This window comes from Paraburkholderia sp. 40 (assembly GCF_050434105.1).
Lineage (GTDB): Bacteria > Pseudomonadota > Gammaproteobacteria > Burkholderiales > Burkholderiaceae > Paraburkholderia > Paraburkholderia tuberum.
The window spans coordinates 2,751,935-2,765,054 of record NZ_JBNPVY010000002.1 but is presented as its reverse complement, the minus strand read 5'-3'; the positions used below and the strand labels follow the sequence as shown (position 1 = coordinate 2,765,054).

Here is a 13,120-nt window from a genome sequence, read left to right as displayed (position 1 = left end):
TCTATGGGCTACCGGATGGCCACGAACAATATCGAACGCCCGGCTCACGGGCGCAACAGCACTGGACCGCAATCGCGGCTGTCTGCTTGTCACGGCTTGCGACACTCGCGGCGAATCATGCGCGGCGTCGCCTGCTGGCTCGCGCTGCAGACCGCGCTGGCGTCGTTCGTGCCGCTCGCTGAAGCGGCCACCCCTGCTGCCGCCGCGGCCAAACCGGCGTCGGACGCGGCGGCACCCGCCGGCGCGCCGCAAACCCCGCAAGTCGCGACCGACGTCGGCAACGTGCCCGCGCCGAGCGCGGCGGTGCCGTTCGATCCGAACGCGATCGCCCAGGGCCAGCTCGCCACGCCGACGCCCGCCCTCGCGGCGGCGTCCGTCAAGGCGCTCGGCGTGCGCACGCCGACCACCGCCGAGCCCGGCACGCTGGTGCCCGGAGGCCGTCGCCAGACGCTGACGTTCGCCGACTTCGGTGCGCTCGACCCGCTGCAATTGCGCGGCGTCGACGGACAGAACGGCATCGCGTTCTCGGTGCGCGGCGACGAGGTCGTGACCGGCGCGACGCTGCATCTGATCTACAGTTATTCGCCCGCGCTGTTGGCGAACCTGTCGCAGCTGAAGGTGCTGGTCAACGGCGAAGTCGCGGCGACACTGCCGCTGCCGCACGAGCAGGCCGGCATGCTGGTCGCGCGCGAGATCACGATCGATCCGCGCTTCATCACCGACTTCAACCACCTGAACCTGCAGCTGATCGGCCACTACACGACGGCCTGCGAAGACCCCGCGAACTCGTCGCTGTGGGCGACGATCAGCAACGCGAGCTCGCTCGACCTGACCTACTCGTCGCTCGCGACGAAGGCGGAGCTGGCCGCGCTGCCGCAGCCGTTTTTCGACCGCCGCGACGTGCGCCGCCTCGAGCTGCCGTTCGTGCTCGCGCAGAAGCCGGGCAACGGCACGCTCGAAGCCGCCGGCATCGTCGCGTCGTGGTTCGGCTCGCTCGCCGGCTATCGCGGCGCGGTGTTTCCCACCCAGCTCGACAACGCGCCGCTGTCGGGCAACGCGGTCGTGTTCGCGACCAGCGACCAGCATCCGGCCGGCGTGACGATTCCCGAGATCACCGGGCCGACCATCGCGGTGGTCGAGCGCGACGCGAACGCGCGCGGCAAGCTGCTGCTCGTGCTCGGCCGCAACGAGGCCGAGCTGAAGACCGCCGCGAAGTCGCTCGGGATCGGCCATAGCGCGCTGTCCGGCGCGAGCGCCACGATCACGTCGCTGAACGAAATTTCGCCGCGCGTGCCGTACGATGCGCCGAACTGGTTGCCGACCGACCGCGCGGTGCGCTTCGGCGAGCTCGCCGATCCGAAAGACCTGACCGTGTTCGGCTACGACGCCGACGCGGTGCGCATCAACATGCGGGTGGCGCCCGATCTGTTCATGTGGCACACGCGCGGCGCGCCGATCGATCTGCGCTACCGCTACACGGTGCGGCCGGCGCGCGACCGCTCGTCGCTGAACATCAGCGTGAACAACGGCTTTGTGCAGGCGCTGCCGATTCCGGCGCGCGCTGCGTCGGTGTTCGACCTGAGCCGCTACTTCAACCTCATCATGCCCGACGGCACCGCCGACGCGCGCCGCAACATCCGCATCCCGCCGCTGCTGATGACGCCGCGCACACAGCTGCGGCTGCACTTCTACTACGACATCCCGAACACCGGCGAATGCGCGGGCCGCCTGCTGCAGAACGTGGTCGGCGCGATCGATCCGAACTCGACGATCGACCTGTCGTCGTTCCCGCACTACATGGCGCTGCCCGATCTGGCCGCGTTCGCCAACAGCGGCTTTCCGTTCACGCGGATGGCGGACCTCTCCGAGACCGCCGTCGTACTGCCGGACGACCCGGACGCGAGCGACTACGGCCTGTATCTGCTGACGATGGGCCGGATGGGCGAATCGACCGGCTATCCGGTCTCCGGCGTGACCGTCACCCATGCGGCCGACGTCGACCGCCTCGCCGACAAGGACCTGCTGGTGTTCGGCGCGCCTGGCAAGCAGCCGCTGTTGCAGCGCTGGTCGAAGTCGATGCCGTTCTCCAGCGACGGCGCCGCGCACACTTTCCAGCTCACCGACCTCGTGTTCAAGCTGCGGGACTGGTGGCACGGCGAGCGCGGCGTCGAGCGCACGCCCGCGCGTGCCGATCTGACGATGGTCAGCTCGAACGGCGCGGCGCTGCTAACCGGCTTCGAGTCGCCGCTGCAGCGAGGCCGTAGCGCGGTTGCGCTGATCAGCGCGGCCGGCCCGTCGGATGCCGATCTGTCCGCCGCGCTGCTCGACGCCGACGTGCTGCCGAAGATTCAAGGCGCGATGGCCGTGATCCATGGCCGCGCCGTCACCATCACGTCGAACGGCACCGCATACTACGTGGGCCGTCTGTCGCCGCAGGAGTATCTGCGCTGGGCACTGTCGTCGCATCCGCTGCTGCTGTTGCTCGGCGGCGTGCTCGCCGCGCTGATCATCGCGGCCTTGTGCTACCGGACGCTTCGCGCGATCGCCGCGCGTCGACTGAAGGACTAGGGTCTGTTTACATATGGAACGCACGTGCGAATGCCCGCTATCGGCCGTCCCCCAAGGGGACTTCCTTCGGGGCGCAGGGCAAGGAGTAAGGAGCGCTGCGTGGCCGCGCCACGTGAGCGACGCGCGACGCCGCCATGCGGCCGATAGCGGGCATTCCCCTGAAATGAAATCCAGGCAATGGGGTTGCCGCGAGAAGGGCCGCTCGCTGCGTCATGCTCCTTGCGAATACGTCGAGTATTCGCGGCGTCGCAGTCCTTGCGAGCGGCCCTTCTCGCGGCAACGCACGTGCGTTCCATATGTAAACAGACCCTAATGGAACGGATATGACTCGTATGCGGTTTCGGATCAGCAGAAGAACCTCTTTTGCGCTCGCGCTCGGTATCGGCATGACGGCGTCGGCCAGTCTGGCGGGTTTGAGCGGCGCCGCTCGGGCCGCGCAGAACGGCGCTGCATGCGGCGACTGGGGCGCCTGGCAAAGCTTCGTGCAACGCTTCGTCCAGGCCGACGGCCGCGTGATCGATTACTCGACGCCGGCCCAGCAGACCACCTCGGAAGGCCAGTCCTACGCGCTCTTTTTCGCGCTGGTCGCCAACGACCGTGCGACCTTCGACAAGCTGCTCGGCTGGACCCGCGCGAATCTCGCGGGCAACCAGTTCGACGCCCAGAACCTGCGGCTGCCCGCATGGCAATGGGGCAAGAAGCCGGACGGCTCGTATGGCGTGCTCGATCCGAATTCGGCGTCGGATTCCGACCTCTGGATCGCCTACGATCTACTGCAGGCCGGCCGCCTGTGGCACAACCCCGCCTACACGCAACTGGGCCAGGCACTCGCCGAGCGCATCGCGCACGACGAAGTCGCGAATCTATCTGGCCTCGGGCCGATGCTGCTGCCGGGGGCGCAGGGCTTCAGGAACGGCAACGTCACGCGTCTGAATCCGAGCTATCTACCGCTGCCGGTGTTGCGCGCGCTCGCGCACGAGGTGCCGGACGGCCCGTGGGCCAAGCTTGCCGACAACGCTTATCAGTTCGTCAAAACCGTGTCGCCGCAAGGCTTCGCGCCTGACTGGGCGGCGTGGCAGAACGGTCGGTTCGTCGTCGATCCGAAGAACGGCGACGTCGGCAGCTACGATGCGATCCGCGTCTATCTGTGGGCCGGTCTCGCATCGCCCGCCGATCCGCTTGCGAAGCCGTGGCTCGGCGCGCTCGGCGGCATGCGCGCGAAGGTCGCGCAGAACGGCTTCCCGCCGGAGAAGGTGGCGTCGACCACCGGAGCGTCGAGCGGCGAAGGCCCGCTCAGCTATTGGGGCGCGCTCGCGCCATACTTCAAGACACTGGGCGACGAGCACGGACTCGGCCTCGCGCGCACGCGGCTCGCCGCGCTCGACGCGAACGTCCCGGGCCGTGAACCGGTTTACTACGATCGTGTGTTGGGTCTGTTCGGCACGGGGTTCATCGATGGCCGCTATCGCTTCGATGAAGCCGGCAGTCTCGTGCCCGCCTGGAGGACCGCATGCGATTGAACGCCCTCGCCGTGTCGCTGCGTATCGCGCTGTCCGTCGGCGCCGTCTTGTGCGCGGCCGCGGCCGCGCCCGATGCGCTCGCGCAGGCGAGCAAAGATCCGCTGACCGTGCTGATCGATCAGGGCAAGTACTGGCAGTCGCATCAGCGCGGCGACCTCGCCGAGCAGGCCTGGCAGAAGGTGCTCAGCATCGATCCGAAGCAGCCCGACGCCCTGTTCGGCATGGGCATGGTGCTGGCCGACCGCAAGGACGGCGCCGGCGCGCAGCAATACCTCGCGCGGCTGAAGGCGGTCGCGCCGAATTATCCGAATCTCGATGAGCTCGGTCGCCGCCTCGGCGAAACGAGCCCGCGCAACCAGACCATCAGCGAGGCGCGCCGGCTCGCGCAAGCCGGTCAGAGCGCGAGCGCGGTGCAGGAGTATCAGCGCGCGCTGGCCGGCAAGCCCGCCACGCCCCAGTTGCAGCTCGAGTATTACCAGGCGCTGTCGGCGACGCCGCAAGGCTGGGACGAAGCACGCCGCGGCCTCGAACAGCTCGCCCACGACAACCCCAACGACCCGCGCTTCGCACTCGCGTACGCGCAGCATCTGACCTATCGCGACGTCACGCGGCGCGACGGTATCGCGCGGCTGCAAAAGCTCGCCGGCGACACCTCGGTCGGCGCGGCGGCGAAAAAGAGCTGGCGCCAGGCGCTGCTGTGGCTCGACGCGCGGCCCTCGGACGCCGCGCTGTACGAGTGGTACTTCCAGACCGCCGGTGAAGATGCCGCCGTGAAGGCGCGCTTCGAATCGATGGTGCAGCAGGACAGCGCGGCACGCGCCCGCGCGCAGGAAAACGCCGCCGCCGACGCGCGCGGCCGCGTGATCGCCGACGGCTTCGCCGCGCTCGACCGCGACGACATCGTGAGCGCGCGCGCCAGGTTCTCGTCGGTACTCGCGAACAGTCCTAACGATACCGACGCGCTCGGCGGCATGGGCATCGCCGCGCTGAAGCAGGAGCGTTTCGCCGAGGCGCGCAACTACCTCGAGCGTGCCTCGCGCGGACCGAATCCGGCGCGCTGGAAAACCGCGCTCGACAGCGCGACCTACTGGACCTACACGAGCGAAGCGATCGGCGCGCGCAGCAATGGCGAGTTCGCGAAGGCGAAGGCACTGTTCGAGCGCGCGATCGCGCTGAGTCCGTCCGACGTGACTGCCCAGGTGCAGCTCGGTGAAATGCTGCTCACGACCGGCGACCCGGCCGGCGCCGAGCAGGCATACCGGATGGCACTGCGCCGCCAGGCCGACAACCCGGACGCGATTCGCGGCCTCGTCGGTGCGCTCGCCGCGCAGGGCCGTGCCGACGAGGCGCTGCAGTTCGCCAATCAGCTGAACGCGCAGCAACAGGCGAAAGTCGGCGGCATCGACCGTTTGCGCGGCGACGCGCAGGCAGCGCAGGCGCGCGCGGCCGAAGCGCGCGGCGATCTCGGCAGCGCGCGCAGCCTGTTCGAAGACGCGCTGCTGAACAAGCCCGACGATCCCTGGCTGCGGCTCGACCTCGCGCGCATCTACGTGCGCCAGGGCGCGGTCGCGAATGCGCGCAGCATGATGGACGGTCTGCTCGCCACGCATCCAGACATGACCGATGCGCTGTACGCGAGCGCGCTGCTGTCGGCGGAAACGCAGGACTGGTCAACCGGTCTCGCGCAGCTCGACCGTATTGCGCCCGCGCAGCGCACCGATGCGATGACGACGTTGCAGCATCGGCTGTGGGTGCATCGGCAGGCCGACCTCGCGACGCGCATGGCGAAGAACGGCCAGACGCAGCAGGCCATCGCGACGTTGCGCGCCGCCGAGCCGGTGGCCGGCAACAACCCCGAGCTGATCGGCGTGATCGCCGGCGCCTACCAGCAGGCCGGCGACCCGACCCGCGCGCTCAGCCTCGTGCGCGGCGCGATGAGCGCGGCGCCCGGCAACACCGATCTGCTGCTGCAATACGCGGGCATTCTGTCCGCGGCCAACCAGCAGGCCGAGCTCGGTGCCGTGATGCGCCAGTTGCAAGGCATGCAACTGACGCCGCAGCAGCGCACTGACTTCAACAACCTGAATCTCGCCATCGTCATCCGACAAGCCGACGCGGTACGCCTGCGCGGCGATCTCGCGAGCGCCTACGACGTGATCGCGCCCTGGCTCGCCGCGATGCCCGACAACCCCGACCTGCAGGCCGCGCTCGGCCGCATGTATGCGAGCGCGGGCGACGACCGCAACGCGCTCACGAGCTTCCGCGTCGCGCTGCAGCGCCGCCCCGACGATCTGAATCTGCTGCAGGCGGCGATCTCGGCCGCGGCCGGCGCGAAGCAGTTCAGCTACGCCGAAACCCTCGCGAACCAGGCGCTCGCCCTCGCGCCCAACGACCCGGGCGTGCTCGCGACCGTGGGCCGCATGTATCGCGCCCAGGGCAAGCTGTCGCTCGCATCGACCTATCTGCAACGCTCGCTGGTCGCGGCCAATACGCCGCTGGCGGCGAACGCGCCCCGCAACGCAGGCACCAACGTGCCGCGCGGCTGGGAAGCGGCGATGGGCCAGATCGGCGCGACGCCGCTGCCGGGCACCAATCCATTCGAAGGCAAAACGGCGATCGTCCCTTCGGGCGACGCCGACAACGCCGCGCGTCCCGCGCTTCCGTTCCTGAATACGCAGTCTTCCTCGCCGACGCAGACCGTGCCGAACTATCCGCCGCCCCTTCAGCCCGCGCCGTATGTCGCGCCCTATACGGCGCCCGCCGCGACGCCTTATAACGCGCCTGCCGCACAGCCCGCGCCCGTCGCCGCACCGTACGGAGCGCCCCGCTCCGCCGCCGAGGTCGGCGGCTACGGTCAGGAATCCAACGGATCGAGCCAGTCGGGCGCGCCGTTGCAGCCTTATCCGGGACAAGGCCAGGTGCCCGGGCAGCCGATGCCGCGGCAGCAGTACGATGCGGGCTATGCGCAGCCGCAGCCCTATGCGCAGCAGCAAGCGTATCCGCAGCGGCAGCCTTACCCGCAGCAGCAAGCGTATCCGCAGCAACCGGCGTACGGGCAACCCGGATACGCGCAGCCGGCAAACGGGCAGCAGCCCTATGGGGCGCAGGACGGCTATGCGGCCACACCGTGGCCTATGTCGCCGGCCGCGCGCCAAGCGCAGGCCAACGCCGCGTCGACGACGCCGCTGCCGTACGGATCGACACGCACGAGCACGCAGAAGAGCGCAAAGAAGAGCACGGCGAAAACGAGCCAACCCGCGCCGGTCTACGCGCAGCCGCCGCCGCCGTATCCGCAGCAGCAGGGCTACGCGCAGCCGTATCAGCCGTACCCGCCGCAACAACCCTATCAAGAGCAACCTTCGAACCAGGGCTACTACGCGCAGCAGCCGTACATTCCGCAACCGCCGGCCGGCTACGCGCAGCCGTACTACCCGCCCGGCAGCAACGCGCAGAACAACCCGCAGTCGAACGTCGCGAACGCGCAGACGCTCGGCGTCGCCGAGGAGCTTGCACAGGTCAATCGCGAGCAGTCGAGCACCGTGTCGGGCGGCCTGATCTTCCGCAATCGCGTCGGCGAGGACGGGCTGTCGTCGCTCACCGACATCGAGGCGCCGATCCAGGGGCGTATCAAGGCGGGCAACGGTCACGTGGTCGTGACCGCGACCCCGGTCACGCTCGACGCAGGCACCGCGTCGAACAGCACGTCGACGCTCGCGCGCTTCGGCGCGGGGCTTTCGACCGCGTCGTCGAAATCGGCGGCGCAGAACGGCACCAACAACTACGGCAGCCAGACCGCGAGCGGTGTGGGCCTGTCCGTCGGCTATGACAGTCGCAGCATCAGCGGCGATATCGGCGTGACGCCAATCGGCTTCCGCGAGACCAACATCGTCGGTGGCGCGCAATACAACGGCGGCATCACCGACAAGGTCTCATACTCGATCGCGGTCGCGCGACGCGCGGTGACGGACAGCCTGCTGTCGTACGCGGGCGCGCGCGATGCGGCCGCCGGCCTCGAATGGGGCGGCGTCACGTCGAACGGCGCGCTTGCCAGCCTCAGCTGGGACGACGGCACGAGCGGCCTGTACGTGAACGCGTCGTATCAGCACTACATGGGCACCAACGTGCCGAGCAACAACGCGATCAAGGGCGGCGGCGGCGTCTACACGCGTCTGCTGAAAGACGCCGACCAGACGCTGACGGTCGGTGTGAACACGACGATCATGGGCTACAACCGCAATCTGTCGTACTTCACTTACGGCCAGGGCGGCTACTTCAGTCCGCAGCAGTACGTGATCCTGAATCTGCCGGTCGAATGGTCGGGCCGCGCGGGCCTGTTTACATATGACGTGAAAGGTTCGATCGGCGTGCAGCATTATCGCGAGGATGCGTCGAACTACTTCCCGCTGAACGACGGCTCGACGCGGCAAGGCGACGCGGCCGCCGCCGCGCAATCCCTCGGCAACGGTCTGACCGCCGTCTACCCGGGTCAGAGCAAGACCGGCGTGTCGTATTCGATCAGCGGCGTCGGTGAATATCAGCTCGCGCCGCAGCTCGCGGTCGGGGCGACAGCGTCGCTCGGCAATGCCTATGAATATCGCGAGTGGCTCGCGGCCGTGTACGTGCGCTACAGCTTCAACAAGCAGACCGGCTTGCAGCCGTTCCCGCCGGTGCCGTTGACGTCGCAGTACCTGTCGCTGTCCAACTGACGGACGCACTGGTTGGGTGAGGTCGCGGCTTGCATTCGATGAATCGCAAGCCTCGTCGCCCCCGCCCTCACTTTCGTTCGCACTCCATTGCATAGCGCCGGCAATGCTCGAGATAGCCGGCCTCGTGGCTGCTGACGAGCTCGACGGTGCTGGTCCGCAGCCAGTCAGGCGCGTCGAGCGTCTTCGAGCGATTGCGACACATTTCGGCAAGCCATGCGGCGTGCGCGAGCGCGTCACTTCCGCGTTACGTCGCCGGGTCAGGCGCGGCTGTCGCGCGGCGGCTTTGGGGTGTGGATATCGTGTGATGTTTTTCTTCGCCATCGTACGGTGCGTTCCATTGAAGTTCGAAGCTCGCGCAGGAATCGGGGACGGCAGCACGATTCGCACCTGACCGTGGGCACGACCACGAAGGTATCGAGCCACGCCGGAAATGCGGGCGCTTCTTCCGCTTTCGCCGCGCAGCAAACGCGCCTCGCGGTAAATGTTGCCCGTGCATCGAACGAGGTGCCAAATTGGTAGGGTTTCGGACACGGTTGCTTACCCGGCAAAACCCCCAAATAGCGTCTGCGATGCATCAACGATAAGGCGTTGTGCCCTACAATATTTTGGGGTTCGCGAGGCTGCGCAACGCGCGTGAACCCTCGAAGCTTCGAATCATTTTCGACGTGATTTCACGTGGAGCGCTGCATGCCTTTTCCGGCACAAGACTGCGGCTGCGCTGGCTGGCGCGGCGAGATGGCGCGACGCATCAGCGAATTCGACTGGCGCGCGACCACCCTCGGCGCGATCGAAAACTGGCAGCGCAGTCTGACCTCGACGGTCCAGATGATGCTCGCCTCGCCGGTGCCGCTCGTGCTGTTGTGGGGCGAGCCCGGCTACATGATCTACAACGACGCCTATGCGGTCTTCGCGGGCGGACGGCATCCGTATCTGCTCGGCCGTCCGGTCGAAGACGGCTGGCCCGAAGTCGCCGATTTCAACCATCACGTGATGGTCACCTGCCTCGCGGGCGGCACGCTGTCGTATCGCGACAAGGCGCTCATGCTGCTGCGCGACGGCAAGCCGGAAGACGTGTGGATGGATCTGTACTACAGCCCGGTCGCGGGCGACAGCGGCGCGCCGGCCGGCGTGCTCGCGATGGTCGTCGAGACCACCGGGCGCGTGCTGACCGAGCGGATGCGCCAGCAAGCCGAAACCGAATTGCACGAGACCAACGAACGCCTGCAGCTCGCTTTGAACACCGGCGCGGTGCTCGGCACCTGGGTGCTCGACGTGCGCACCGGCGAGGTCACGGGCGACGAACGCTTCGCGCGGACCTTCCTGTTTGCGCGCGATAAAGCGTCGAAGGGCGTCGCGCGCGATGCCGTGACGCAGATGATCCACCCCGACGACCAGGCGCTAAACGACCGCCTGACCGCCGAAGCGATCCGCGGCGGCGAGCCGTTTCGCGCCGAGTACCGAATCCGGCGGCCTGACGGCGGCTATATGTGGGTACAGGCGAACGGCCGCTGCCAGTTCGACGAACACGGCGAACCGACCCGCTTTCCGGGCGTGCTGATCGACATTCACGATCGCAAGATCGCCGAGCAGCAGCTTCTTCAGTTGACCGAAACGCTCGAGCAGCGCGTCGCCGATTCGATCGCGGCGCGCGCGCTCGCCGAGGAACAGCTGCGCCAGGCGCAGAAGATGGAAGCGATTGGCAGCCTGACGGGCGGCGTGGCGCACGACTTCAACAACGTACTGCAGGTGATCAACGGCAATCTGCAGATGCTCGCGGCCGACGCAAACGACGACCCGCTCACGCAGCGGCGTCTATCCGCCGCGACCGATGCCGTCAAACGCGGCGCGAAGCTCGCCGCGCATCTGCTCGCGTTCGCGCGGCGTCAGCCGCTGTCGCCGACCGTGCTGAATCCGCGCCGCCTGCTGACCGGCATGAGCGAGATGCTGCATCGCGCGCTCGGCGAAACGGTGCGGATCGACACGGTGCTCAGCGACGATCTGTGGAACGTGCAGGTCGACCGCAACCAGCTCGAAAACGCGCTGCTCAATCTCGCGATCAATGCGCGCGACGCGATGCGCGCCGACGGCGTGCTGACCGTGCGCGCGACCAACCGCACGCTCGACGCCGCGTTCTGCCGCGGCAAGCCGGAGTTGTCGCCCGGCGAATACGTGGAGTTCTCGGTTGCCGACACCGGCTCGGGCATGCCGCCCGAAGTGCTGCAACGCGTGTTCGAGCCGTTCTTCACGACCAAGCCCGACGGCCACGGCACCGGCCTTGGCCTGTCCATGGTGTTCGGCTTCGCGCGGCAAAGCGGCGGGCATGTGTCGATAGAAAGCGAAGTGGGACACGGCACCACGGTGTCGCTGTTCTTTCCGCGCTGCTGCGAGGCGGAGACGCCGGAGACCGTCGATGGCACCGCGGCACCGGGCGGCGGCGGCGAAACGATACTCGTCGTCGAGGACGATGCCGACGTGCGGCTGACCGCGGTCGAAATGCTCGCGCAGCTCGGCTACAAGGTGCTGACCGCGTCGAACGGCGACGCGGCGCTCGAATTCATCGACAGCGACGTGCCGATCGATCTGCTGTTCACCGACGTCGTGATGCCCGGCAAGCTGAAGAGCGTCGAGCTCGCGCAACGCGCGGCCGCGCGCACGCCACCGCTGCCTACGCTGTTCACATCGGGCTATACGCGTGACGAAATCGTCCACCACGGCAAGCTCGACGCCGGTATCACGCTGCTGTCGAAGCCGTACCGGCGCGACGATCTTGCCCGTCTGGTGCGTAACGTGCTACGCGCGGGCGCCGCGCGCGCGGACCACGCGGCCGGGATGCGCGAAGCGCGTATCGCCGCATGCGTGCCGCCCGCCGCGTACGAAAGCGCCAACACGTACGCCACTGCGAAGGGCCCGCGGAGAGCGTCGAACAAAGAGCCAAAGAAAAAACCGCAACAGCCGATCCAGCCGCGTGCGGCCCACGAAGCCGCGCGCGTGCTGTTCGTCGAGGACGACACCGAATCGCGCGAGGCGCTCGGCGAACTGCTCGGCGCGTTAGGCCTCGCTTGCACCGCGGTCGCGAGCGCGGAAGCAGCGTTGCCGCTCGCGAACACGCAACGCTACGACGTACTGTTGACCGACCTCACGCTGCCCGGCATGTCCGGCCACGAACTCGCGCGCGCGGTGCGGCAAGTGCAGCCGGAGATACGCGTGCTGCTGGTGTCGGGCTACGGTCGCAGCGCGGAGATCGGGGCGGCGATTCCGGGTGCACGGCTACTCGGCAAGCCGCTCGATATCGCGCAGTTGCGACGCGAGTTCGCGCAATGGCTCGACCACACCGAAGCGGCGTCCTAGTCCCGAAGAGATCAGCGTCGGCTCCTTCAACGTGGTCGCGGTAATCCCCGGCGCGTCGCAGATGAAGGTCAGGAAAGCAACGCTAGCACCCTCGGACGCGAAGCAATCCGCGGTTCAGCGGGCCAAACCCCGCGTAAATCCGGAATTAGAAGGAACCGCCCAAACCGTAAGATCGACATAAACCGGTCAGTCAGGTGTTCGCGGCATGCTAGATCTTCCTCTTTCCGATGACGCCTGGGCGCGCATCAGTCATCTGTTCAAGCAGGACCCGAAGAAACGTCTGGGCCGGCCCGCGCGTCCTCCGCGCGAGATCCTGGACGCGATTCTGTGGGTCGTCACGCGCAACGAGAAATGGCATCGGCTGCCCGGCACGTTTCCGCCGTCGCAGACGTGCTACATCAGGTGGCTGCAATGGCGCCGCACGGGCTTGATGAGCGCGATTCTCGACGAGCTCGGCCTGAGCGGTTGCGCGCTTGCATCGGCGTCTCGCGCGGATTCGGCGCCTCCGGCGGGGTCGACTGCCGACGCCTGAAATCGCGGCCTGGAATGGCATATATTGTTGGTAAGGATGAGTACCGCAACGGCGCGGCCCCGATCTGCATCAGCCGCGCGGGTGCGGGTATGATGCCGGGCGCGGTGCCCGCCGCACCCGCTTCCGATGCCGCATTTTTGCCACGAGAACCATCATGCCTGCCCAACACGACGAAGCACCCGGCGCTCACGACACGACGGACAAGCCTAAGCGCAAGACGCTGTCCATGTCCGTGCGCAATCTCCTGATGGTCGCCATCGGCGTCGTGATGTTCACGATCGTGTCGGGCGTCGTGCTGTACAACCCGATCATGTACGGCGACGAGATCCCGAACTTCGGCATCATCCTGATGCTGACCGTGCCGGTCATCGCAGGCGTCGCGTTTCGGGTCGGGCTCGACGCGTGGCTCGATCGCGAGTGAGCGGCAAGAACGCCACCGCCTCATC

6 protein-coding genes and 1 pseudogene are annotated in these 13,120 nt (G+C 67.8%); 6 read left to right on the top strand and 1 reads right to left on the bottom strand.

Translation table 11 applies throughout. From position 1 onward, the window contains the following. Positions 1-3 precede the first annotated feature (3 nt). From bcsB to OKW28_RS14085, 3 genes are all read left to right on the top strand, one after another. Positions 4-2,568, top strand: coding sequence for a cellulose biosynthesis cyclic di-GMP-binding regulatory protein BcsB (gene bcsB / locus OKW28_RS14095; RefSeq protein ID WP_429446443.1), 2,565 nt, complete (start codon positions 4-6; stop codon positions 2,566-2,568). A 332-nt stretch (positions 2,569-2,900) separates the two neighbouring features. After that, positions 2,901-4,088, top strand: coding sequence for a cellulose synthase complex periplasmic endoglucanase BcsZ (bcsZ, locus tag OKW28_RS14090; RefSeq protein WP_429446440.1), 1,188 nt, complete (start codon positions 2,901-2,903; stop codon positions 4,086-4,088). Further along, the gene (locus OKW28_RS14085; protein ID WP_429446437.1) at positions 4,079-8,794 is read left to right on the top strand and encodes a cellulose synthase subunit BcsC-related outer membrane protein; all 4,716 of its coding nucleotides are present in this window, start codon (positions 4,079-4,081) and stop codon (positions 8,792-8,794) included. The genes bcsZ and OKW28_RS14085 overlap by 10 nt, the downstream gene beginning before the upstream one ends. 67 nt (positions 8,795-8,861) lie before the next feature. On the opposite strand, the pseudogene OKW28_RS14080 reads toward OKW28_RS14085, so the two are convergent. Continuing rightward, a pseudogene (locus OKW28_RS14080) lies at positions 8,862-9,014 on the bottom strand (DUF2252 domain-containing protein); the annotation flags it as partial. Between the two features lie 467 nt (positions 9,015-9,481). Here OKW28_RS14080 and OKW28_RS14075 point away from each other — a divergent pair. The 3 genes from OKW28_RS14075 to OKW28_RS14065 all read left to right on the top strand — a co-directional run bounded on the left by OKW28_RS14075 (position 9,482) and on the right by OKW28_RS14065 (position 13,095). Further along, on the top strand, positions 9,482-12,142 hold the full coding sequence (locus tag OKW28_RS14075) for a response regulator (RefSeq protein WP_429446434.1): 2,661 nt from the start codon (positions 9,482-9,484) through the stop codon (positions 12,140-12,142). Positions 12,143-12,347: 205 nt separating this feature from the next. Next, positions 12,348-12,674, top strand: coding sequence for a transposase (locus OKW28_RS14070; protein ID WP_090806367.1), 327 nt, complete (start codon positions 12,348-12,350; stop codon positions 12,672-12,674). A 154-nt stretch (positions 12,675-12,828) separates the two neighbouring features. Then, the gene (locus tag OKW28_RS14065; RefSeq protein WP_184036397.1) at positions 12,829-13,095 is read left to right on the top strand and encodes a hypothetical protein; all 267 of its coding nucleotides are present in this window, start codon (positions 12,829-12,831) and stop codon (positions 13,093-13,095) included. The last annotated feature ends 25 nt before the right edge of the window (positions 13,096-13,120 follow it).

Excerpts from the sequence above, each read along its gene's own strand:
- bcsB (WP_429446443.1), top strand. The coding sequence starts at position 4 with ATGGGCTACCGGATGGCCACGAACAATATCGAACGCCCGGCTCACGGG.
- bcsZ (WP_429446440.1), top strand. The coding sequence starts at position 2,901 with ATGCGGTTTCGGATCAGCAGAAGAACCTCTTTTGCGCTCGCGCTCGGT.
- OKW28_RS14085 (WP_429446437.1), top strand. The coding sequence starts at position 4,079 with ATGCGATTGAACGCCCTCGCCGTGTCGCTGCGTATCGCGCTGTCCGTC.
- OKW28_RS14075 (WP_429446434.1), top strand. The coding sequence starts at position 9,482 with ATGCCTTTTCCGGCACAAGACTGCGGCTGCGCTGGCTGGCGCGGCGAG.
- OKW28_RS14070 (WP_090806367.1), top strand. The coding sequence starts at position 12,348 with ATGCTAGATCTTCCTCTTTCCGATGACGCCTGGGCGCGCATCAGTCAT.
- OKW28_RS14065 (WP_184036397.1), top strand. The coding sequence starts at position 12,829 with ATGCCTGCCCAACACGACGAAGCACCCGGCGCTCACGACACGACGGAC.